We start from the raw sequence: 24257 nt of genomic DNA on the forward strand, positions 1-24257 counted from the left end.
GTTCATATAATACACCAAATAATGGAAAGTGTACAATTCTGCCCGTTACTTCAACAAAAGCAGCTGATCACATTGATCAGCTGCTTTCTTATTTTGATCGTGCTATCGTTTCCGCTAGTTTAATTGAAAATTCAATTTGCCTTCACTGCTTTGTTTTAATTAAGCATTTCTTAATAGGGCATTATACTACAATAATTGATACCCCGACTTCTTTCGAAATCACTCATAATATTTACACGAAAACCCATTTCCTGAAATATTTAATAGCACAATTTAGGTTTCAGTAATTTGAAGTGTCAAACGAAAAATGAAATGTTTTAGTTTGTTCTCCTCCGATTTTTTTATAGAATTTTATAGCATGTTGATCAACGCTATCCGCTTGAACAAACAATTCCTTAATGGATTTTGATTTGCAATATTCAATCATTTCATATACTAACCTACTACCAATTCCTTTTCTTTGACATTTATTAATGACCGCTAGATCATAAATATACATCGAAGATCCCTCACGGTCATACATCTCTAATTCGAATCCAGTTAATCCTCCTACAACTTTGCCATCGATGGTTGCCACAAAGCAGACAAAGTTTGGATTTTTCAATAGTTTTTCAATATTATCTAAATTTACATAATTCGGATTCGGCGATTCAAACTCTACATTAAACAACAATACTAGCTCATAAAACTTTGAATTGTCTCTAATTTTCAATTTTGTGTACTCTACAACACTCTTATTCATTGAAATTCTCCCCTATCCTTGTGGTTGCTTAAAGTACTCTACTATAAATACTTTATTAATTTGTATTTCACATTGCTCTTGAACTCTCGGGGATTTCTGTTAACGTCTTATTCACGTACTTCGCAAATCATTCTATATGTAGGGTATTCTCTAAGCTTTTGAACTATCCTGCCCCGTTAGCTTAAAGAGACAACTGATCGCTCTGACCAGCTGCCTTCTCTTCTTTATTCAACTATCGTTTCCAGTTTGTTTAATGCACTTGCAATAACTAAATGTCTTCGCTTATCGCCTTTAATTCGCTCAACGCTATCTATCCTTGGACACATTATAAAATCAGGAAAATCCTTCTCGATTACAGAAAAGTATCTTGTAAACAATGTTTCCTCCAGAAGTTCTTCTTAAGTTGGTCCAACAGGTTCATACTTCCAGCCTACATTGATCCAATCATAAAGCTCTTGCGAGGTAAATCGGATTTTATTTTTGTTCTTTGTAAGTACAATTTCACCATCAACGGGAGTGCATGTCTTGATAAGACGACCCTTACAGTTATACGCTGGTTCTAAAGTTATTAGATTACCGTTGATCATGTTTATTTTTAAAAGCAATGGAACTTTATCAGCCTCTAACTCGGTTGCCTGTTCGCTTGGACTTGAAAAACTTGTACGATAAAACAAAAAAGCCGCTAATAAAGCGACTTTCAATGGGTCTATGTTCTTGTCTACCGACAGAAGTTACTAGTAAGATCCGTCCATTTACGTAGTTTTATTCTGTATCGTCGAAAAAGCACATCCCGGGCGCGTTGCCGCGCTAATCGGAATGTGCTTAAATCAATTGTTCCGCGTCTACTACTGCTGCTGCCCCTCGATTAATTGTAGAACGCGATACAAGAACGTCGCCGTTTCAGCCCTGCTGGTCGTACTCTTCGGCTTCATGTAGCCGTTAGAGCCCGTAACCAGCCCGTACTCGAACATCGTTGCCACGCTGTCCGCAGCATATGGCGCAATCTGGCTCGCATCACGGAAGCCCTCAAGCGTTGAACCGGATGCGGACGGCTTTATTGTTCCTGTCGTTTGCAGCGCTCGGGTCAGCATAACCATAGCATCCTGGCGGCTGATTGAATCACGAGGAGCGAAGTTAACTTCGTTCACTCCCGAAGCGATTCCCAATTGCTTGGCGATGGACACCGCATCGTAGTAATAATCACTCGGCTTCACATCGGCGAACGTCGAGGCGATTTCGGCACGCAGGTCAAGCATGTTCACCAGCATCAAGATAAAATCAGCTCGCGTTACCTGATTTGCTGGGCTGAAAGTGCCCTTTTCGATCGAGGTGCCTTTGACGATGCCTCTTTCGGCCAGCATCTCGATCGCCTCGCGCGCCCATTCATGCTTGCTAAGGTCGGTAAATGCAGCCGGTTTCTTGCCGCCGATCGCATAGACGCCGACATGGTCGATGGAGAATCGCAGCATATCCTTGTCTTTGTCATACGACGCGCCATTAATTGCCGCCGCGCTGTCTCCCCTCAGTTCGAGAGCTTGCAGATCAACAGCTTGCTCTCCCGCTTGAAGCGAATACGGAATCGCAATCGAAATCGGTGCCTTCGCATTTTTCCAAGACAGAGCTTCACCGTCCAGTTGCAATGCAACTTCCACGATTGGCCTGTTGCCGATCCGCCCGACCGCTTCGTTACTGCGATACTCGCCCGCATAATCGCTTACGATTACGAGCAGCTTTCCGGCATTCTCCTTGACTCCTGCCAGCATGTCGCCAGTCAAAACAAGCTGAGCGTACGGCGTGGAGATATGCAGAATCAGATTAGAATGGTTCGTCAGTTTAGCCGCCGGAAGCTCCAAAGCATAGCTCCCAGCCGCATTCCACGACTTCAATTCAAGATGGACATGTTTATTACCTTTGCTGTCGGCCACTGCCCTCTGAATGGCGGCATTCAGATCCGACGTCCCCACCGCAGCGGCAGCCTGCTGACCGTTCATCGTCGGGACAAGCACGGCTTTGACTGAACCGTCCGCCTGCAACGAATACGGATTATGCGCCGGACCGCCTCCACCGTTGCCTCCGCCGTTGCTACCACCGCTGCCACCAGCGTTACCTCCGCCGCTGCCACCACTGTTGCCACCACCGCCGCCTCCATTGCCTCCACCACTCGTAGGCGGCTTGCGGTATTCGAAGGTGACCAGCTCGGGAGTCGTCATGTGATCCGTTTCAAGCTCGACCGTATACTTCCCTTGCTCTTCTCCGGACAACGTAAAGTCGATGTGGAAGCTTCCATCTTCCTCAGTGCCCGTCTGACCGGTATATTGAATGTTGCCTTTTGGGTCTAGCACTTTCACATACAAATGTTCTTTCTTGCCGTTCATGACCAGGCCGTCAATCGTGACTTTCTTCGTGGAAGCGTCCACAGCGGCTTGTATGCCTTCCAACGTCTTTAGCTCTTGCTGCAGGGCAAGATCGTACACGCCGAATTCATAGAAGGAATAACCGTAAAACGTTGCCCGATTCAATCCCTCAAACTTGATGTATCTTGCCGTCGTTGCCGGGAATACCAGGGTGTTCTTGCCGTCAGCAGCTTTAACCACGCCGTTGTTGCCGACTTTCAAGGGCTCCCACGTTTGCTCATCATCCGAGACGCTCAGACGGTATTGGTCCGCGCGCGCATATTCCCAATCGATGCGGATCGTATCGAAGGTTTGCTGGCTGTCCAGATCAACCTGGAACCAAGCCGTATCGCGCACTTCGCTCGCCCAACGCGTGGCCGGTGCGCCGTCCAACGCCTTCGCAGGCTCCAGACCTGCGGCCTCCGTCGAGGATGCCTCTGCTTCTTTGTCTTGTGAGATGCTGCCAGCCTCGTAATACACGCCTTCCTTCAGCGCCGTATAAGCGCCTTCCGTTACAAACTCAAGGCCTTTAGCTTCTTCCAGCTTCGCATTGAACGCCAGCAAATAGTCCCTGGCTTGCTCAGGGTCGCTCTCTTGCGTACGCTCCATCATGATCAAGGCGTTGCGCAACGCGCGTACCGTATCGGCATTGCTTAGCTGCTTGTTGTCCGCGTACTTATCAACAAGAGCCAATAGCCCTTCAGCGCCCAAACGAGCTTCTATTACGAATTTAACCGTCTTGGATTTGGCAGCGGCCACCGTCAGCTCCAGCACATGCTTACCCGGCTTACCCGTCAGATCTACAACAGTTCCTTCCGTATAAGGCTTGCCGTCATACTTGGCCGTAACTTTAACGATCCCGCTCCCGTCATCTCCCGGAATGGTCCAGGTGAATGCGGCCTGTGTCGTATCAGGCACGATCGTATGCTCCGAGATCGGCTGCCCGTTCATGAGCGCTACAACATCAGGCGGAGCAGCGTCTTGCTTCTGATAAGTGCCTTTCGAGAATTGATACAGCCAATCGTAAAGCACGCGGGTAGCAGGGTCTGCGCTTTTCGCCGCGTTGTATATAGCGTTGTTGCCTTGATAGTAAGCTTTATATCCTTGCTGCATCAGACCGGTATCCACGCCGCTGTTCAAGTACTCGATGAACCGCTCGCGGAAGACGGCGTCGTTGATCATCCGGTCGTCGAATTCCAGCTCCAGCGACATGCCGTACCGCTTCGCCATATCCGCTGTATCCTCCAGACGCGAAGGGTCCAGTTTCTCGAAGAAATAGTTCGGCTGCAAAGATACGGCATCCATGCCGACATCCTTCCACATGAATGCCTTATAGGCCATAAAATGAGGAATCCAGAACAGCTTTAGGCCTGCGTTATGAACGATGTCGCTCGCTCTCTTGACCATCTCCGGTCCGGTCGCATGCGTGCTGATTTGTTCCTCCAACCAATACATGCCGACGAGCTCCAGGTTCGAGTAGCCCGCAGCCGTCCATCTGTCTTGCACTTCATCGACCCACCACTGAATCGCTTTGGCCCGGTTATCCAGCGAGGCGGCATCGCCGACCGCACCTGCATCGAAGTTCAGATCCTCGCCGTCAATGCTGCCGAAGTCGGACTGATACTCGCCCGGTTCTGGAATCATCAGAACAACCTTCGTCTTATGGTCAGGCTCGCCAAGCTTCACGCCTGCCCAGGCCGTCGCCTCGTTCAACGCGCTCATATCGCCGCCAGCGTTAAACGTTTTATCCAAATACCATTCCCATTCCTGTTTTCTGGCTTTGCCGGCCGCTTCTGTCGCTCCGAAGCCTCTGCCGTTATCCGATGTCAAGCCCAGATACAGCACGCCGTCAAACAGCCAATCGGCAGGCTCTCCCTGCTCGTTCACATAACTGATATTAGGGATAATCCGTTCCTTCGTCCAATTTCCTGTGCCGTCCGCGTAGTGACCGTTATACAGCAAGCCCAGGTTTTGAATCCAGCCAGTAGCATCTCCAGGCTGCAGGAGGGCGTAAGGCTCAGGCTGTACCGGCTGCGCTCCGGCGATCAAGCCATCCGCACCGGTAATCGTCACCTCGTCAATCATGCTCCATGCCCTCGGATGCATGGAGAACACTACTTTCACATACCGAGCGTATACGAGACCTTCGGTATAATCGCCACGCTTGACAGCTCCAGTTTCAGGGCTGCCGTCCCATGCAAATGTCTCGATATTGGTCTGGTCGCCCCATAACAACTGAGTTGCATTATGAGACAATACGCCCCAGCTCACCCCATCGTCCGACGCATAGAACGAAACGGTGAGCGGCACAAGCGTTTCGTTGTTCGGCCAATCGTGCAGGAAACGCGCGCTCACCTCCTGAACCGACTTTTGCTCGCCTAGATCAAACACAACCGAACGGGATTTCTTGCTGCGGTGGCCCACCCAGTTGCCGCTGTCACGCGAGGTGTCGGCGGCATTGCCGTCCGTCAGCTTCGTCCCGTCATCCGGGAAAGCGCCCTCCGGCTGCTCAGACCATGTGTACGTTTTCCCTTGGGCCAGATTATAAAAGCCGGCGCTTTCACTGCCCGCCTCCTCCGCATTCACAGACGATATTAACGATAACAGCATGACCGGGACAAGCAGCAAAGCAGTCAAACTTCGTCTAGTTTTCACCTAATCTCACGCTCTCTTTCTATGCATAATTAGTTCTGCTTCTGTTCCTTCAACTCCGCAAGCGCATCAAGCATATTCAGAATAACGGTCACTGCTTCAGCTCTCGTCGTCGAGGCGGCCGGCGCGAACCGGTTGTCCCCGCGACCGTTCATCACTCCCGCCTCCTGGGCTGCTGCCACGTAAGGCTTCGCCCAAGCCGGGATTTGATCCGCGTCTGCGTAAGAGAGCTCATGCCCTTCCGCAGTCTTCAGACCCAAGCCGCGAACAATCATTGCTGCCAGTTCTGCTCGACTGATCGAAGCCTTCGGTCGGAATGTCCCATCCGCATAGCCGCTGATCAGGCCGGATTCCAAGGCTTGCGCAATATAAGGCTTCGCCCAGGTTTGAATCGAACCTGCGTCCGCGAAGTCTAGCGAACTGTTCGCACCTTGCAGCTTCAACGCTTTGACCAGCATGACGACGAATTCGTCTCTGCTGACCGTCTTATTCGGCTTGAACGTCTTGTCGGTGTAGCCCGCTACGAATCCAAGCTCAACCGCCCGTTTGATGGACGCTTCTGCCCAATGGCTCGCAATATCGTTAAGCCGAACGGTTGTCGATCTGCCGGACTCCCCGCCATTGCCGCTGCCGTTCTCATTGCCGCTCCCGTTCTCATTGCCATTGCCTGGATCTCCGCCACCCGGATTTGAACCGCCGTTTTGGCCTTTTTCCGGACCTGGAGTTACTGGAGTCGGAACCCATCCTCCACCACCGGAGCTAGGCAGCGCTTTGATTTTGATCTTGAACGTTTTCTCCGCGGATGCAGCTCCCTTGCTGATCGTCGCGGTAAGCACGACCTCCATGTCGCCTGACCCGCTTGACGGACGTTTCAACAACTGTCCATTCGCATTCAGGTAGTCGGGTTTTGAACTGCTCCAGACGATGCGCGTACCGAGCTGCCCTTTCTGCGGGAGGTAAAGGTTGGATGCGATACTTCCGTTTACATTAAGCTCGATCAGACCCATTACGTCTTCGATCGTTAGACGATCACGCGCAACGCTCAGCGTTGCATACGCCTGTTCGGCCTCAGGACGAGACAGCTGGGCGGTTTGAATAGCCGCAGTCGCTTGCCCAATCGCTTGCTGAAGCTGTGCCCAGCCCTCGGGAGAGTAATTGTCCTCCACAAGCTTGTCGGCCTCGATAGCCGTCAACAGGTCGATAATCGGCCGTAGATTGCCGAGTTTATTTTCCTCGCCGTACACTTCAAATTCCTCAAAGGAATAGCCGAACATAGTAGCTCTGGACACGCCTTCGAACTTCACGTATCTGGCTGGCGTGCTCTGGAAGGTACTCACGACTCGTCCCGGCTTTCCGTTAATCTCCCCGTTGTTGTCTTTCACAACGTTCGTCCAGTTCTCCTTGTCCTCGGACACGAGAATGCGGTACTTCGAACCATAAGCCGTTTGCCACAAAATAGATACAGCATCAATGTACTTCACTTCACCTAGATCCACCATGAACCAGGTATCGTCCACCCAGTCGCTGGACCATCTGGTATCCCCTCTGCCGTCCACCGCTTTATCCGCCGTGTAGGACGAGGATTCCGGCTCTGAGGATTCAGCTTGCTTATGCAAAGCCAGATTTCCATGCAGGTCCAAGTAGGTGTTCCTTACGATGAGTTCGTCAATCAAGCCTTTAAAAGCATTCGTTTCGCTGCCGATTTTGGCTACCGGCAGAACGAATGTTTCCAGCTTGGAGCCGTCTTTGAGAGTCGCCGTATATTCACTGCCGTTAATGAAGATGGAGGTCCCCGTGTCGTCGCCGATCATAATGACATGGGTCCAGCGATCGGTCGGCAGCTTATAATTGAATTCGCTGACGTAATTTTCTTTTGTGATGGCGATTTTGCCGCTGCCCCCAATGTTGTATTTCAGCTGTCCGTCCGGAGATTCCAGCAGCACAACTCCTTGCGGGTTGTCAGCGTCCGGTTTGATCCACATGGACATCGTCCAGCCGAAACCAAGCGTGCGAAGCGGGGTTTCCACGTAGCTGGCCCCGCCGTTTAGCCTCACGGCTTGACCGAAGATTCCCTTCTCTGTGCCTGCATTCACCGCGTTGCCGTCAAAGCCGTTCCCCGAACGGTCCGCGAAGCCTTCGTCGAAGGTATAATCCAGCACGAGATGCCGCTCATTGTCAATTTGAAGCTTGTGTGACTGATGAACTCCCGGCGGGTCCACGTACCTTGCGGCATCCGCCTGGAAGCTTGCGAAGTTCCGATCGATGCGATTGCCTCTCCACAGCTTCTCCGCCAGCACTTGCATGGAAGGCAAGATCCGCTGATGTGAGTCCGCCATGGATACGCCTTTCTCTACGGATACATCGTTCCAGAGCGCGAACATGCCGCCTTTGACCTGCGGATGCGCATAAGGAAGCCTCGTCTCCAGCCAATCGTTAGGCTCCCACTCGTTGTAAATAAAATCGTAATTCAAATAGCTGCGGTACAGCTGCGGAACGATGTAGAGCAAATTCGTATTGGTATTGATAATATCGTAGCCTAGCTCCACGGCCTGCTGAGCGCTTCCGTACGGCTCATACCAGATGTCCATCGTCGCATGGTTGCTGACCGGCGTCGTGCCGTCGTATGCGGACAGACTGCCCCATAGACGGGCGCGTTTGCCTTTGCTGTTAATGTGGTTAAGGAGCATATCCACGTACCTGCGGAACGCCTCCTTGTCGTCGCCGAAATATTCATCCGTGCCGACATGCACATCCGGGCCGACGAAGGTCGGATTGCTGCCGTCGAGATACTCGTCAAAGAGTGTTTTAATGAAGTCGAGCGTCTCAGGACGATTGATATCCAGCTGATTGTTGCTGCCCAGTCGGGAATCGTAGGCGATGAACGCGCCGGAGTGGCCCGGCGTATCAATTTCCGGCACGACGTTTACGCCGAATTCCATCCCAAGCAGCTGCAGGTCTCTGAATTGCTGCTTCGTATAATAGCCGTCCTTGCTCGTCACTCCCGGAAATTTCTCGCTCTCCAGACGGAAGTAACCGACATCGCCGACATCATCGTTCAGGTGAATCTGAAACCGGTTCATCTTATAGTAGGACATCAGCTTGACATAGTCCTGCAAAAACTCGATCGTATAAAACTTGCGGCCCACATCGAGCATAAAGCCCCGATCCGGGTATTTCGGATAATCTCGCGATTGCCCCTTAGGCATCGCCTTATGATCGGCAGCGTGGCCGAGCAGCTGCAAGATCGTTCTCGTGCCGAACATGACTCCCGTCTGCTCGGACGCAGCAACAGAAGCATACTCGCCGATATTCAGCTCATATCCCTCTTTCCCTAATCCCGCTTGCGCGGCATCCAGCATCAAATAGATATCTCCCTCTTGAGGAAAACCAACCTTAACGGTCAGTGACAACTTCGTTAAATCCAATAAGTCCTGCTGCAAAATGTCAGCTGTCCCCCGCAGAGCCGCTTCATCACCTGCGCGAATGACGATTTTGGATTTGTCCGACAAGCGGAACTCGCCGGCTGCGCCCAGCCACTCACGCAAAGAAGGAATGACGCGCGGCTCCGGGTTCCGATCGCTCGTCTGCTCGTAGAGACCGGGTACGGTGACGAGCGCATTATCCGTTAAGAGATATGTCGGATCGCTGTCGCTCTGGATTTGCAGCAGCAGCTGAACCTGAGTATCGACAAGCGGCGCATGAATATTGCCCTGCACGTCGATCACCGGCAAGCTGTCCGTGTTCACCAGCGTCAGCGTATAACCTTCCGGTACAGCGGGCAGATTCAGCAGGGTATCCCCTTCGGAGACGACGATGCTGTTTTTCACCGCGTCCATGATTGGCTGCAGTTGCGGTCTGCCTTTGTATACCTCGAATTCCCAGAAGGAGTATCCGTAATAAATGCCCTCAATAGGACGTCGCGTCTCCCCTTGAAACTTGACGTATTGCGCCACTGTCGGCTCGAAATCGATCGTATCTTCACCCGGCCCGGACGCGGCGAGCACGCGGTTGTCCGCGAATACGTTCCGCCAGGATACCGCATCGTCGGATACGAGAATTTGATATTGCTCCGCCGGAGTCTGCCAGTTGATGATGACTCTTCCGATTTCAACAGGATCGCCCAGATCAACGTAAAACCACTGATCGTCCGTTCTTTCCGAAGACCAGCGGCTTGCATTTTCGGTGCCCCCATCGACCGCTTTCTCAGGCCCGAAATAATCCACTTCGTTCGACGACGAATAAGCCGTTTTCCCTAGAGCCAAATTCCCTGTTGCGGCATTGGACATCTCCCAAAGGGTGGTCACCATTATGAAAGCGGTAACAAAAATGACTAAAAAAATAACCCTCTGCCGTAAACCCACGAATATCCCTCCCGTTTAATTTGCACGAATTACCACATGCAACCCGCATGACCTTCCATGCTATTTGCTGCGGCAACTTCATTATAAGTAGAGGGCAATGAAGCATCGATATACATGTGTTTACATTCCATATACAAATGTGGACATTTGGCCTTCTACGGTGAATCAAGGCTAAGCATGCCAGCATTTCGATCATATCTGGTGCCGTCAGCATTTGAGCAGCTAAAGGGATATAGAAACAGCGGCATTGTAGGACACAAATATCCTAAAATGCCGCTGCACGTATCCCGTTATTATAACAATGCATCATCTCTGCAGTTCCGAAGGAGTTAATGTACAATGAGGACTGGGCAACTTGATAGCTGTGAAACCTTGTGGCTGACACTACCAAGCATCATTTCTTTTATGCCCGTTAGCCCACGACTTCCGATAATAATAAGTTGCTGTTCGGCATCCCTTGCATACTTTAATATTTCATGTGCAGGATCTCCCTTAAGATGAACTGTTTCCGAGTTAATCCCTGCAGATTGTAATTTAGATTTGGCTTGTCGCAATTGTTCCAAACTAGCTTTCTCCATTTCGTTCAATATATCTTCCAAGAAATTCTCTGGTACATATGTCATGCCATTCAGCACATATTCCTGGATGACATTAACCAAGGTAACTTGAGTTTGTTTGTTTCGGACTATTTCAACGGTTGCATCGAGGAGTTTGGTTGTTATTTCAGCTTTATCAATGGCCACCATAATTTTGTCAAACATATTTATCATCCTTTCCGTGGCAGCTCGTAACTAGTGCGGCTACCTACAAAACGGTTTCTTGCTGCTCCTATACCAACTAAAAAGAGTAAGACCGAAGCGCCAAGCAGAATGAAAAGTGGCAGATTCCAACTATTTGTCGCATCATGCAGATATCCTATAAGGGCAGGACCGATTGCGGCAAGAAGATATCCGATCGATTGGGCCATGCCAGATAGTTCCGCTGCTTGATGCGCATTTTCAGTACGTAACCCGAAAAACATCATCGACAAACTAAAGGCGAAACCTCCACCAATTCCAAGTAGGATGATCCACAACAGAATGATATTGGAGCTTCCGTAAAGAAGTCCGAGCGTTCCCGTCAATAGCAAAATGGTTGTGATGACCACTAACAAACGTTGACTAGACATGCGCCCGGCAATAACGGGAACAATAAAGGTAAATGGAAGCATCGCTAACTGCATGATCGAGAGGTACCATCCTGATTGGTTGGAGTCAATTCCTTGCTGCTTTAAAATTTCAGGCAACCAAGCGATCAACACATAGAAAACCATGGACTGTATACCCATAAACAAGGTTACTTGCCAGGCAAGCGGGGATCGCCAAACATTCACATCGTAGCTGACCATCCTTTGACTTGTCGTGGCTGTTTCCTTCGCTTGATTTCTTAATTGGGGTAGCCAACAGAGGATCGATACAAAGCTTAAAATCCCCCATATTCCCAATGCTCCCTGCCATTTTAGACCTGCGTTCACGGCTAGAGGAACACTGATTCCCGATGCGATTGCTCCACATAAATTCATTGAAATGGAGTAAACACCTGTCATGGAGCCAATTTTATCTGGGAAGTCCCTTTTGATTATACTTGGCAATAATACATTACATACGGCAATTGCGAATCCAAGAACTGCTGTCCCAATAAACAGATTAACTGCGCCAGATAATGAACGTATTACAATACCTGCAGTCAGAAAGATTAGGGCAATCAAAATGATACGCTCTACCCCATATCTTCGTCCTAATTTTGGTACAAGAGACGATAATAAAGCAAAGGCGAGCAAGGGTACCGTTGTGATCAGGCCTGCTAATGTATTTGAAATATGAACGTCATCCCTTATAAGACTCACTAAAGGACCGACTGAGGTTAAGGGAGTACGTAAATTAGCTGCAATAACAATAATGCCGAGAATGATCAGCCCTATAGAGGATTGCACGAATTTTTTATTATGTTTTTTCGGCATTCTTCTTTTCTCCTTCCAGAATTCATACTAATGATTTGTTTCTATATGAGAATAACATCCGCGCGAACAATAAAAGTATATTATAATATATTAAATTTAACAATAAATATTTTAAAATATACTAAGTATCGTCTAAACAATAAAAATACAACTCTGAATTCCCGCCATGGATTCGGAGTTGTATTTATTAAGTGGATTTTTCGACTGTTAGAAACCATATTTTAAGGATATATGGAGCACTGTTTCGCTATTCGTACGATTGGTATAAGAGTGAGGACAATCTGCACGAAAACTGATCGTATCATATTGATTCAATGTATAAATCTCTTCATTGACTTGAATTTCAATGGAGCCAGTCATTACTGTCGCGATTTCAGTTGTATTCACATGATGACCTTCGGGGTGATACGAACTATTTGGCTGTAGGTATGCCCGACACATTTCAATATCGTTGCTTTTAAAGACTGGTTCAATGACCCAATTTTTTTCATCATTAGAAAACCGTAATCCTTCGCTTGCTCGATACAAACTAACAGGGTTATCTGATCTGAACAAAGCCAATAGCGGTAAAGATATGCCTTTTGAAATTTTCCATATAATTGCCAAAGTCGGATTTGTCTCGCCACGTTCGATATTTCCCAGCGTAAGTTTGCTTACACCAGTTAATTCCGCTAAGTCGTCTAAGGTCATGTTTTTTTCTTTTCTGTACTTTTTCAAGGCACCGCCGATTTGTAATACCATTTGTTTTGATTCATCGACTTCATCCATTTAAAATTCACCTCAACTAATACTTTATAGCTAGTATATTGTTTATTTAGACTCTTTTCCATATGATTAGTATTTGATGGTAGTCTACACTCCTATGCAAAATTCTGACGTCTATGTAATCTGCCCGTTAGTTTAATAAAAGGGCGGTTTCAACAATGATATAGATAAAGCCATCATCGATAGTGAAATAATATATTTTTGTGAACTTTTGAACATTAGAGTAAGTAATACGCCAATCCAAACATATTGATCATCCCGAATCAAGCAAAGCACTATGATGCTTGCGGTTGCATACCCTTCCTCCCCTACTTATCTAATCGGTAATCGGATATGTTCTTGTCCCTCGGCATCTGTCACAATAGCGTGTTTGCCACAATCGATTCCTATCATAATCATACTCTTAAATGAATAAACCTCCGTCATAAAAACATGACGGGGGTTTTAGACTTTTAATTTTGAAACATAACTCTCCGACGTATTGGCTGAAGTTTCTTGTTCGAGATTAATCGCCTAGATCATCGCGGTCAGTAATATGTATAACAAAAGCATACGAGGTATATCCTGTCTCCCAGTCCGAATTAACCAAGATGGTATATACCCCCAGTTCCGTTGGCAGCTGTACTCGATGATTAACCATCATCATTTCAACATACTGCTCTGTGCCGTTGCCCGAATCTAAGACGTTGAATATTTTCAATCCGTCAGGCTCCAATCCAGCCGGATAAGTTATGACAATATTTGAGCCAGGCTTCACGCTAACGGGCGGATACCGGGCTTCAGACACCCATTGATCTACCGGATCGTTTACTTCCAGGCATCCATTCCAGCAAGAGCTTCCCTGCAGCAGCGGTATCTCCTGCATCCATACGGTACCATCCTTGTACTCGTTCTCATAAGCAATGGACGGAACGGGTGCCTCTATTTGTTCATCGAATGCTAAGCTTTGCTGCTTGATCGAGATTAATTCCTTGTTCTCATCATAATAAACTTCGGAATGCATTTCTTCCCCTACCAGGCGAAGCGGGACGTAGATGTTTCCGTTGTAGTTAATTACAGGAAGCCGGACGGTTTTACCGTTAATCTCAAATTTCCCGGATGACAGGAAGTCAATCGAGGAGCTTGCGCCGTAAGCGGCCAAACCGATCACAGCTAACAAACCGAACCATATCCATACCCATACATATTTTCGCAAATCGCCCTCTATGCCCCCTTCCATAGTCGGTCATACCATTTTTTATTCAGGTATTTGCATGCCTCGCGGCAGTCGTACTTCAAAAACTGTACGAATCAAGCTGCTGTCTGCCGTGATCGTTCCATGATGCTGCATCACGATATTTTTCGAGATAAATAAGCCAAGGCCTGTGCTGCCCTCCCGATGAATCCGGGATTTATCGCCGGTATAAAACATGTCGAATAGATGCGGCAGTTCGTTCGGATGGATGCGGTCGCCAAAGTTGATCACCTGAACTACCGCTACTTCAGCTTCAAGGAAAGCATGAATATCTACAAATTGACCGTCGTTGCCGTAACGAATCGCATTGGTCAGCAAATTCTCAAACACGCGTGCCAGCAAGTCGCCATCGCCCGAAATGATCAGATGCGGAGTAACGTGCAATCGGGCCTTCAGTTTGTTTTTCTCAAAAACCGGAAGTAATTCTTCGCTTAACTGCGTCAGCAGCTCGCTTAAATCGATGGGTCGTTTTTCGACTGGCAGCATACCGTAATTCATTCTCGTGATTTCGAACAATTCGTCGATCAGCTTCTCCAGGCGCTTCGACTTCGCGAAAGCAATGCCCGTATAATGCCGAACCTGTTCTTTGGTCAATAACTCGTCCCTAAGAATGAAATCCAGATAACCGATAACGGAAGTGAGCGGCGTACGCAAATCATGGGCCAAATTCAGTATCAGTTGATCTTTGCTGCTCTCGGCAAAATCTCCCCTCGCCACCGCTTGCTTGAGCATCTCCCCGGTCAGATTGATATCCGCTGCGATATCCCCGAATTCGTCCCGGGTCGCAATCGAAACCCGCTTGTCAAAATCGCCGTTGGCGAGATGCCGAATCCCCGCAGAAATTTCATTAAAATAAGCCACATAAGGCTTCGTAAGCAGAAAGAAAAAAAAGACCGCCAACGGGATAAAAAATATCAGGAAAAAATTAATGTCCCCGACCGTTCTTATGAACAAACGGACATAAGCCAGCGGATCCTCGAATTTAACCTGAGTTCGGTAATAATATTGCAGAATTTTGTATAGTGCGAACATGATGATGCCGGATAAGAGCATGCTTAAGCCAAAGAGCGCAATCATTTTGGAGCGGAAGCTTTGTATCAAATTAGCCATTAAACGTATAGCCTACCCCCAAACCGTTTTGATCAGCTTGTTTTTGTTCGTATCTTCATGCAGCTTTTTCCGCAAGGTCCGAATATGCACCATAACCGTATTGCTTGTTTCAAAGTAGGCCTCGCCCCATACGTGCTGGAATATATTTTCCGTACTAAACACCTTTTTTGGGTAACTGGCCAGTAAGAGCAATATGTCAAATTCTTTGGGCGTCAGCTCGATCGTTTCGCCGTACAGGGTCACCATCCGCTGATCGGGGTAAATGACCACCCCTCCCGCTTCCAGCGCGGGTTTGCCGGAAATCATCGGTTGGCTCATTTGCATATAACGGCGAAGGTGGGCATTCACGCGCGCGATCAGCTCCATCGGGTTGAAGGGCTTGGTCATATAATCGTCTGCGCCTCTCACCAGCCCGGCAATTTTATCAAGATCGGACGTTTTGGCGCTCAAAAATATAATCGGCATGTGATTCTGTTCCCGAATTTGCCTGATGACTTCATAACCATCCAGCTTGGGCATCATAATATCCAGTATCGCCAGATCGATGGAATGCGTTTGAGCTGCTTGTACCGCCTCCTGCCCGTCCGCCGCTTTAAGGACATCATAGCCTTCTTTTTTTAAGTGAAGCTCAATCAGGTCCGCAATTTCCGGCTCATCGTCCGCAATAAGAATTGTAATCCGCTTCATGGTATCCATCCTCTTCGTTCACTTTGCAACATTATTGAAACTTGAGACTACAAGCAAGAGGGTTCAGTAATTCAATCCAACAGCTTGTAAAGCACCTCCCGACTATACCAGTCTAAGCGGAATATCTTAAGAATCCTTTTAGAATTCTTAAAGAGTTATTAAAGTTACAGTTGCAAACTGAAAGAAAGGGTTCAAAAACACCCCCGAATATAGACTTCCTTCTTCAGGGGTGCTACCCTCTATCTACCTGTGTCTAGATCGTATTTAATCGCTATCCGACTTGTTCGCCTGATTCTCTTCATAAATAATCGGATACGACTGGCTTCCGATCAGCATTCTCCGCCCTTGGAACTCATCATACAGATTGATGCGAACTCCCCCTCCGCTTACATTTTTACGGAAATTGTTATTCACTGTAATGGAGTATGATTTATTGCTGCCGATGGACAAATCGGTGCCGAGTGTTAATGTCTTCTCCGTAGATTGTCCGGTCGGGTCAATCATCTCCATAATGAGTTTATGTTCATATTCACCTGTCTCGTAATCGCCATTCCTTATGAGATTATAATGAATAACGGTATTGAGCATGTCTTTTCCTTCACTAAGTCTAGCTTCTCCTCTCGTAATGGAGAGTTTATAAGGAAACAATTCCACATTCCCTAGATTCGTTGCTGGTTGGATAGCTCTAGGGCTAAGCGCTAATCCCACTGTATTGATCGATCCAATAACTTCCGTTGATACTTCCTCCAGATCGGTCAGCTTTCCGCCTGATACACCTTCGCCGACATACAATACAAGCTGTGAAGTATTCACATTCAGCGGAAGCTTGCTCCAAACGGTCACCAGATTTTTTCCTTTCGGGCTTGTCTTGACGGACGATTGATTGACCTCTGCCTCATAATACTCGTTGTCCGATGTTTTGTAATAAGCCACCAGCTGCGCCTGCATGGATTGACGTGTTTCCTGACTGGCCATCTCCAGTTCCGTGTATAACAAATTGGAGCTGCTGTCCTGATACACGGTACTCATTCGTTCACGGACCTCCGCTTTCTTGCCCGGCGTATGGATCAGATAAGAATCACCTGCAGCAACCTGGTTCACCACATTGTTGACCGCTCGGGTATTTAGCGACAGAAATCTCGTGACGTCCTCTCCTGAACTTTCTTGAAGCTCAATGCGTAATTGATTGAAATTATAGGAATAGGGCACATTGGCAAGTACATACAGCTCTACGGTTTCATTAGGCGCCAGCGTCGTCTGATCATTCGGTATCACGATTTGAGCTGTACTGCTGAGGTCTCGCATATCAGCCTTAACTTGGGCTTTGAGTTCCGGCAGCTGTACGGTTAACGCTTTGGTGTTACGAATGCTGATTCGAGCTGCAATCTGATCCCCATCTCCCCAAGGCAGCCGCTGGTATGAACTCAGCTTTACACCGAATGTGCCATGATCGTTCTCGATGATATTCTCTGAACCCAGATGGCTTCTGCCTTCCTGAGCATAGGGGATATTATAGCGGGCTGTCGGGAAGCTGATCTTCCCCTCCACCGCAGGCTCCGTTAATTGCAGCTGCAACATATTCTGTTTCATGTGCAATGGTACATCTGCACGGAGATCAATCAGCTTTTCTTCTAACGGCTTCAGCGTAACATTGGCAAGTGCCTTCGCATTCACCGGGATGCTGTAGCCTTCATTCGTCTGGATGGAAAGCTCATAAGCCGGCAGCTTCAATGATTTTTCGCCAAGATTTTTAACTCGGAATTGTAGGCTCCATTTCCCGGTATCGTTCTCAGCATATACGGAAGCACTTTTCAACTGCGTTTCAATCATAAGGTGATTAACGGATATTTTTTTGACGGCATAATCCGCCGCAGGCACATCAGCCGTAACGAAAGGCAGCTTGAAGGTTTTTACTGGCAGCGTCATTTTTAAAGCTTCATCTTCCTGCATGAATTGCATCGTCATATTGTCGGTTTTGAGTTTGGACGGAACCTCTGCCAGATAATAAATGGTTCGCTTCTGCCCTGGCTGAATCTTGAAGCTGACTCCTGTTTCGTCCTCAGGCACAAGGTCGAATACCGAGCCGCCGGCAGACTTCAGTTGCACTTTATATCCAGGATCACTTAGCACCTTCTTACCTCCGTTTGCATAATTGACCCCCACTCTTAAATACACTTTCCCATTATGTTTCATTTGCTGCATTTTTTCTGCCTTGACCGTAACAAGCTGCTGTTTCATCATCCATCTTGCGCTTTTGCCCTTAGCCACGGCGATATCCGAAGCTGCCGCAGGAAGTTTGAACGATTGCACCGGAAGATGCATTTTCAAGGTTTCGTCTTCCTGAGCCAGCTGCAGCGTCATGCCACGGGTCTTCATCGTGGAAGGAATTTCCGTCCAGTAGTAGATGGTTCTGCTTTCCTGAGGCTGGAGCTTGTAGCCAGTGCTAGACGATTCAGGCAAGAGTTCAAATATCGAGCCGCCAGCCGATTTTAGATATGCTTTATATCCTGGATCGCTAAGCACCTTGGTTCCTCCATTCGAGAGCTTCATGCCCAACTTTATATATACTTTTCCGTTGATTTTATACCTCTGTACCGTATCTGCCTTGGCCGTAACTGAAATATTATTCATCTTCATCTTCTTGCTCTTGCCTACAGGGACTACAGATGAGTACTGAGCCGGAATCGTGAAACCTCCCAGCTTCTTCTCATAAGTGACGCTGCTAAAATCCCATCCGAACATGGAAACCTTCATTCCGTTTACCTGTGCCGATCGTCCAATGTTCACATAGTACGTCACGGATTGACTGCTATTCGCAGGCAACGTTCTTTTACCAGCATCACTCGTAACAACTTTTCCTTTTATGATGGCGCCACTCGGGGTTGAAAGCTTGGAAAAATAATCGAATAGATCTACTCTACTGCCACTATTATTACTGTAACGAAGTGTATACGTGAGAATATTCCCGTCAGGATGAACAGAAATATTCATATCCGTCAGCTTCACACTAACGCTCTGCTTCAATGTGACCGAGCCGAGTTTATCCAGTGTGAACATAGATGCGCCTGAAGCTGATTTGGAAACAGACGAATCAGCTGCGGATGTCCCGTATGCGTCAAAGACAAACGATTGACTTAACATCGCAGCGCATAGCATCATTGCTATGCATGTCTTTTTTTGCCTGTGCATAAATGTACCTCCCTGTATTTGGCTTTCTCTCTTTCTGTGAAATAGGAAGCAGCGCACAAAAGTGAGCTGCTTCCTGGATGATCTACCTATTCGTTTAAATAGGTGGTGACTCGGTTCTGGATCAGCTTTGCCACTTCTTCTGCAGTTTTCTGCCCGCTGAAGTACGCCATGGACTCTTCACCCGCAATCGATATCACTTTACTGTCCAGATCCACGTATTGATCCGCGGACTGAACCATTTGTTTAAACACGTTGAATTGTTCGTCGGGTACTTTGGCCGGCTGCCCATTCGGAAGCTTATAGTCGCCGCTCCCCACCTTTTCCTGAAGGTCACTGATCAGCTTTTCATTCACGGATTTAAGCATCGAGAACCCTTCTCTTTCCTGCAGTAATTGTGCTTCTTCAGACAATAGGAAGGAAATAAACTTCCAAGCTTCTTCTTGTGCTGGCGATTTGGCATGGATAGCGAACCCGGATGATGTAAATACTCTCGCACCTTTTTGACCTGCGGTTTCTCCCGCTCTAGGTAACAGCATGATCTTTGGATGATCAAACAACATATAAGGGCCTTCGACAAAATGAAGCGGCGACATAATCGGTGTGGAGCTGAACAATTGATTGCCCGGCTTTGCCTCGTCGGACGTGATGATCTTCTCATCATTCATTTTCATCGCTTGCTGAAGCAAATCTACAAATTCCGGAGAATCGAACAATGCCTTTTTGGCGGAAGTTTCAACAAATGCAGCGTAGTTTTCATAGAGCATCTCTTGGAAGAGGTATTCCGGCGGATAGGATGCTAATGCATACATCTCGTCGGCGCCGCTCTCCTTAGCCTTCCGGATCACTTCTTTCGAAACCTTCTGGAACTCCTTCCAATCCCAGGTTTTATCATCGAACGTCACATTAGCTTTGCCCAGCATGTCCCCATTACCAACCAATACTCTCAAGGAGTATCCCAAAGGGATGGTATACACCCCGTCATTCAGTTTCAGACCGTCCAAAATATTCATTTGCAAATCATCTTTATGGAGTGTCTGATCTTGCTCCAGCAAACCATTCATATTGAGTAGGAAGCCTTTGCTCACATATTCTTTAACAGGCAAGCCGCCAACTTCAATGATATCCATCCCGTTTCCTGATAACATGGCTGTATTCGTTGCAGTACGATACTTCTCGAATTCCCCAGGTCCCCATTGTTCACCCATGCTTTTATATGCATGGATCTGCAGGTCGATATCCGGGTATTTCTCTTCGAACTTTTTTTCCAGCGTTTGATAGAACGGAGTCGACTCTGTCAGTGACAGGGTAAGCACCGTTTTTCCCTCTTTCGTTGCGGGCTTATCCGCGTTCCCGCCTTCTCCTGACCCGCAAGCGGTTAAACTCGCGATTAAAGCTCCCATAGAAATAAGTAAATGCCATTTTTTCATCGTATAATTTCCTCCTGATATGTTCTGTTTACAACGCCTATTCCAAGCGAACTCGGTTGCCATCCTGCAGAGGCTCGCTGCTCTTCAGAATGATCTTATCTTGTTCATAAATGCTATCCGTTTGGATCATCGTTTCTTTGTCATTCCGCTCGCTGAACTTGATGTTGACTTTTCGGGCAACAAAAACGTTACCGAGTGCACCCGGCTGCTCTTCGACTACAAAAACGTACATGCCTTCCCGGTCCTGATGAACAGCTTCATTAGAAACAAGCAGCCCATGATCGAGAGAGCTTTTCTCGATGTTAATACGAGCCTGCTCACCTCCCTTCAGCTTGGCATCGATGAGTTTAATACGAATTCTCTTTTGAGGGACGGTTAGCGATCCCGTTCCTTCGGTTGCCCCCTCAATTATCGGTTCCGCATTGGTGATTTCTTCAATTACACCTTCTATGACACTGGTTTGCTGCTCTTTATCTGTGTGGACCTCTACCTCGATCCGCTCTCCAACGGATATCCCAATACTAGACAATCGTTCTGCATCCGCATCAACGTCAAACCTATAACCCTGACTGCTATTCGCGACAATGACATCCGGCTCGCCCGCAGATGCAAGTCCTTCAACCGCATTCAGCTTCGTTACAATACCGTTAAAGGGAGCGGTAAGCATCTGTTCTTTTGCCAGTCGTTCTTTCATCTCGTTGATCTTGCGTTCTTGCGCAGCGATATCGAGTTTCCCTTTTTCAATTTCACGTTTCGCGCTGCGCAGTTTAAGCTCATCTTCCTCAATGGAAGATTGAATAAACTGATCCTGAAGATTTTGCTGCTCAATCCTCTGCTTTTCCAAATTCGTTACTTCAAGTTCGATTTCTTGTCTTGCCGCTACGTTGTCATAAGCGATAAGTTTCTGTCCCTTCTTAACACGTTCACCTTCTTTTACGTAAATCTGCTGAGCCTTCCAGTCGTTTGAACTGGATAGTTTGGCTTCGGCGATCGGCTGAAGTATTCCGCTTCCCGCGATCGATAGCTCAATGCCTCCCTGTTTCGGCTGTTCCGTGGTCACCTTGGGCAAGGTCAACGACTGCAGCGTGTTACTGAACAATGTAAACAGCAGCAGCACCCCCATAAAACCCATGAACACGATTTGAAGGATTCGCTTTCGTCTTTGGTCAGCTAACCCTTTTCCAAGCTCCATATCCTTTCTTCTCCTCCTAAAAAAACGTCCTAATAAGCTAACCCTTAACACCTGACAATTGAATGCCCTCTATGAAATACGACTCCGCATACAGAAATAACATTACCATCGGGGCCATATAGAGCATGGATGCTGCAAAGGCAATCCCCCGGTCGCTATCATTAATCCTGGATAAAAAGACGGACAGCGGCTGCTTGAACGGGTCGTCCAAAAAAATAAGCGGCTGCTCCACCATGTTCCAATAATCAACGAACAGCAAGATCACAAGTGCGGCCAATCCCGGCATGATCATCGGAACAATCATCGTTATAAAAATCCGCAAATGTCCGGCACCGTCTATTTTGGCAGCTTCAATGTAGGCATAGGGAATGTCCAGCATGAACTGTCTGAGCATAAATACGCCAAAAGCTGCGAAAATACCAGGAACAATGATGGCGCCCGTACTATTCAGCATGCCAAGCTTATCGACCATAATATAATTGGGTACCAGCGTGACTTGGAATGGCATGAGCATCGTCATGACATAGACCAAAAACATCGTATCCCTGCCGCGGAATTTCAGCTTGGAGAATGCATAAGCAGCCAGTGCTGCGACGAGTGTCTGACCCACAATAATCGGCATCACCATGAACACGGAGTTCCAGAACATCGTCAGATACTTCGGGTTGTCAATGAAAACCTTCCCATACTGTGCAAAAGACACCTTGTCCGGAATCAGTTTCAGATTTGCAAAAGAACCATCTCTACCAGGAATCATTTCTTTCATTTGACCGATGAGACCGTAATTGATCTGGATCTCCAGTTCTGTCATCAATGAATTTGTGAATGTAATCACAATAGGAGATATTAAGATCATGGCGATAACACCCATGACAAACGTTAAAGCACTTTTTTTCAATATGTAGGCTACTCGCACAGACTTCTCTCCACCTCCTATTCCATGTACTGCCGATGCCGGCGCTCAATCGCAAACAGCACTAGTACAATCAGTAAAATACAGAGAAACATCAGGGTTGCCGCCGCAGTCAGCTTCTGAATGTCGAGTGACACGAACATATTGTTCATATAATGCTGCATCATATAAATACTGTCATGGGGGTAATCACCTGCGATCAGATACGTCTCACGAAACACTTTGAATGAATTGATAATGGACATGATCACAACAAAAAACATTGTGGAAGTCAGATAGACCAGAGTAATACTTCGGAATTGCCGTAAACGACCAGCCCCCTCAATCCGGGCCGTTTCGTAGTAACCCTTCGGAATTTGCTGTAGTCCCGCCAGGAATAAAATGACGTTGTAACCGATGTTCTTCCATAGGTACACAATGATTACGACCCAACGTGCCGATTCCGTCTTCATCCAGTCCACCCGTTCATATCCGAAGCTGTTCAGCCAGGCATTCAGGGAGCCGTTCCAATCAAACAGCAGCTGCCAGATCATGATGATGGAGGCGACGGGCACAACAAGCGGCATAACATAAGCTGTACGTAGCCATTTTTGAATATATGTATTTTTATTCAGCAGCATCGCTAACCCGAGTGACAGCATGACCATAAGCGGAACACTGACCGCACTGAAGTAAGACGTGTTGGATACCGCCTTGCGGAAGGAACTACTTTCAAGCAGTTCCAGGTAATTATCGAATCCCACAAATTCGCCGCCCACCGATTGGCTCATAAAGGAATAATACATACCCATGGCAAACGGGATAAGATAAAAGAGTGTAAATCCGATACCGCTTGGCACGAGAAAAAACATGGCCGCCGAAGCATCCTGACGGAGCCATTTTTTCATGATTGACTGATCCTTCCTTTCTCAGTAAAGTTTAAACCTCCATCCTGGCCTGTTACGCTTCCCAATGCATTTAGAATAGATGAGATTGCTTAAGAAAAAAGTGGGGAAATATTAAAAATACCTAAAATATTGAAGTGACTAGGCGATTTCGTTACAAACAAAAAGTGGTACAACAAAAAGCACCTGAAAGTATCAGGTGCTTTTTTCGTGTACTTCAAAGTACTGTTGATTATCAAGCCCGTTAGTTGAAAAAAACAGCCGATCACGTTGGTCAGCTGCTTTGTTAATTTTCTTGAGCTGTCATTTCCCGTTAGTTCAATATTTCATTTTCCCGATTTGGCTACCTCAATCATATCCTTCTTGCACAATTGGGTGCTTTCCTTCTCACGTGCTTCCATTCCGCTAAATTTAATAATTTCGCCAATTGTCCTTGTAGTTATGTTATTACGGTTATCAATATCTATTTTTCCTTTATACCCGAAGCGTGTATTGTGTTATTGGAAGTCCCTGGCTTCCTGAATCATCTCTTACATGATCTTTTTCATTAGTAAAGTACATAGAAATCTTTCAACACCAGTAGCTCTTTCAGTATGAAATAGACGGAAGCGTAAGGGATTATTATCAGGATGGCGTTAATCGCAGATAACAGATCGGAGACGATAATCACTCCGCGCTTCTCTCCGGCAAGCTCGAACAGTCGTACCAT

Annotated in this window: 15 protein-coding genes and 1 pseudogene; all 16 read right to left on the reverse strand. The window is 47.3% G+C overall.

Annotated elements, in window-relative coordinates; all coding sequences use genetic code 11:
* Window positions 1-280 precede the first annotated feature (280 nt).
* The 16 genes and pseudogenes from BJP58_RS03200 to BJP58_RS03275 all read right to left on the reverse strand — a co-directional run bounded on the left by BJP58_RS03200 (window position 281) and on the right by BJP58_RS03275 (window position 24257).
* Window positions 281-742 carry a GNAT family N-acetyltransferase gene (locus BJP58_RS03200; RefSeq protein ID WP_194542763.1) on the reverse strand — a complete coding sequence of 154 codons (462 nt, stop codon included), beginning with the start codon at window positions 740-742 and terminating at the stop codon, window positions 281-283.
* Between the two features lie 398 nt (window positions 743-1140).
* Window positions 1141-1443: a hypothetical protein gene (locus tag BJP58_RS03205; protein WP_194542764.1), complete on the reverse strand. Its 303-nt coding sequence runs from the start codon at window positions 1441-1443 to the stop codon at window positions 1141-1143.
* 144 nt (window positions 1444-1587) lie between these two features.
* A complete protein-coding gene (locus BJP58_RS03210) occupies window positions 1588-5790 on the reverse strand; it encodes a DUF4855 domain-containing protein (protein WP_194542765.1) in 4203 nt (1400 codons plus the stop codon).
* Window positions 5791-5819: 29 nt separating this feature from the next.
* Window positions 5820-10148, reverse strand: a complete 4329-nt coding sequence (locus BJP58_RS03215; protein WP_194542766.1) for an S-layer homology domain-containing protein — start codon at window positions 10146-10148, stop codon at window positions 5820-5822.
* 329 nt (window positions 10149-10477) lie between these two features.
* Window positions 10478-10909, reverse strand: a complete 432-nt coding sequence (locus BJP58_RS03220; protein ID WP_194542767.1) for a universal stress protein — start codon at window positions 10907-10909, stop codon at window positions 10478-10480.
* A 5-nt stretch (window positions 10910-10914) separates the two neighbouring features.
* Window positions 10915-12147, reverse strand: coding sequence for a CynX/NimT family MFS transporter (locus BJP58_RS03225; protein ID WP_194542768.1), 1233 nt, complete (start codon window positions 12145-12147; stop codon window positions 10915-10917).
* 207 nt (window positions 12148-12354) lie between these two features.
* Window positions 12355-12915 (reverse strand): helix-turn-helix domain-containing protein, encoded by a 561-nt coding sequence (locus BJP58_RS03230; protein WP_194542769.1) that lies wholly within the window; start codon window positions 12913-12915, stop codon window positions 12355-12357.
* A 502-nt stretch (window positions 12916-13417) separates the two neighbouring features.
* Window positions 13418-14107: a copper amine oxidase N-terminal domain-containing protein gene (locus BJP58_RS03235; RefSeq protein WP_233354938.1), complete on the reverse strand. Its 690-nt coding sequence runs from the start codon at window positions 14105-14107 to the stop codon at window positions 13418-13420.
* A gap of 42 nt (window positions 14108-14149) precedes the next feature.
* Complete coding sequence (locus tag BJP58_RS03240; RefSeq protein WP_194542771.1) at window positions 14150-15256, reverse strand: sensor histidine kinase; 1107 nt, start codon at window positions 15254-15256, stop codon at window positions 14150-14152.
* Window positions 15249-15943: pseudogene (locus BJP58_RS03245) on the reverse strand (response regulator transcription factor). The gene BJP58_RS03240 and the pseudogene BJP58_RS03245 overlap by 8 nt, the downstream one beginning before the upstream one ends.
* A 264-nt stretch (window positions 15944-16207) precedes the next feature.
* On the reverse strand, window positions 16208-19132 hold the full coding sequence (locus BJP58_RS03250; RefSeq protein WP_194542772.1) for a hypothetical protein: 2925 nt from the start codon (window positions 19130-19132) through the stop codon (window positions 16208-16210).
* Window positions 19133-19218: 86 nt separating this feature from the next.
* The gene (locus BJP58_RS03255; protein WP_194542773.1) at window positions 19219-20559 is read right to left on the reverse strand and encodes an ABC transporter substrate-binding protein; all 1341 of its coding nucleotides are present in this window, start codon (window positions 20557-20559) and stop codon (window positions 19219-19221) included.
* A gap of 37 nt (window positions 20560-20596) precedes the next feature.
* Entirely contained in the window at window positions 20597-21751 is a 1155-nt protein-coding gene (locus tag BJP58_RS03260) for an efflux RND transporter periplasmic adaptor subunit (RefSeq protein ID WP_194542774.1), read from the reverse strand.
* Between the two features lie 37 nt (window positions 21752-21788).
* Window positions 21789-22667: a carbohydrate ABC transporter permease gene (locus BJP58_RS03265; RefSeq protein ID WP_194542775.1), complete on the reverse strand. Its 879-nt coding sequence runs from the start codon at window positions 22665-22667 to the stop codon at window positions 21789-21791.
* A gap of 17 nt (window positions 22668-22684) precedes the next feature.
* A complete protein-coding gene (locus BJP58_RS03270; protein ID WP_194542776.1) occupies window positions 22685-23551 on the reverse strand; it encodes a carbohydrate ABC transporter permease in 867 nt (288 codons plus the stop codon).
* 544 nt (window positions 23552-24095) lie between these two features.
* Entirely contained in the window at window positions 24096-24257 is a 162-nt protein-coding gene (locus BJP58_RS03275) for a hypothetical protein (protein ID WP_194542777.1), read from the reverse strand.

This window comes from Paenibacillus sp. JZ16 (assembly GCF_015326965.1).
In the GTDB taxonomy this organism is placed as follows: domain Bacteria; phylum Bacillota; class Bacilli; order Paenibacillales; family Paenibacillaceae; genus Paenibacillus_AQ.

What these genes read in the sequence shown, in the direction of transcription:
- BJP58_RS03200 (WP_194542763.1), bottom strand. Translation starts at nt 742, where the DNA reads ATGAATAAGAGTGTTGTAGAGTACACAAAATTGAAAATTAGAGACAAT.
- BJP58_RS03220 (WP_194542767.1), bottom strand. Translation starts at nt 10,909, where the DNA reads ATGTTTGACAAAATTATGGTGGCCATTGATAAAGCTGAAATAACAACC.
- BJP58_RS03225 (WP_194542768.1), bottom strand. Translation starts at nt 12,147, where the DNA reads ATGCCGAAAAAACATAATAAAAAATTCGTGCAATCCTCTATAGGGCTG.
- BJP58_RS03230 (WP_194542769.1), bottom strand. Translation starts at nt 12,915, where the DNA reads ATGGATGAAGTCGATGAATCAAAACAAATGGTATTACAAATCGGCGGT.
- BJP58_RS03240 (WP_194542771.1), bottom strand. Translation starts at nt 15,256, where the DNA reads ATGGCTAATTTGATACAAAGCTTCCGCTCCAAAATGATTGCGCTCTTT.
- BJP58_RS03250 (WP_194542772.1), bottom strand. Translation starts at nt 19,132, where the DNA reads ATGCACAGGCAAAAAAAGACATGCATAGCAATGATGCTATGCGCTGCG.
- BJP58_RS03255 (WP_194542773.1), bottom strand. Translation starts at nt 20,559, where the DNA reads ATGAAAAAATGGCATTTACTTATTTCTATGGGAGCTTTAATCGCGAGT.
- BJP58_RS03260 (WP_194542774.1), bottom strand. Translation starts at nt 21,751, where the DNA reads ATGGAGCTTGGAAAAGGGTTAGCTGACCAAAGACGAAAGCGAATCCTT.
- BJP58_RS03270 (WP_194542776.1), bottom strand. Translation starts at nt 23,551, where the DNA reads ATGAAAAAATGGCTCCGTCAGGATGCTTCGGCGGCCATGTTTTTTCTC.
- BJP58_RS03275 (WP_194542777.1), bottom strand. Translation starts at nt 24,257, where the DNA reads ATGGTACGACTGTTCGAGCTTGCCGGAGAGAAGCGCGGAGTGATTATC.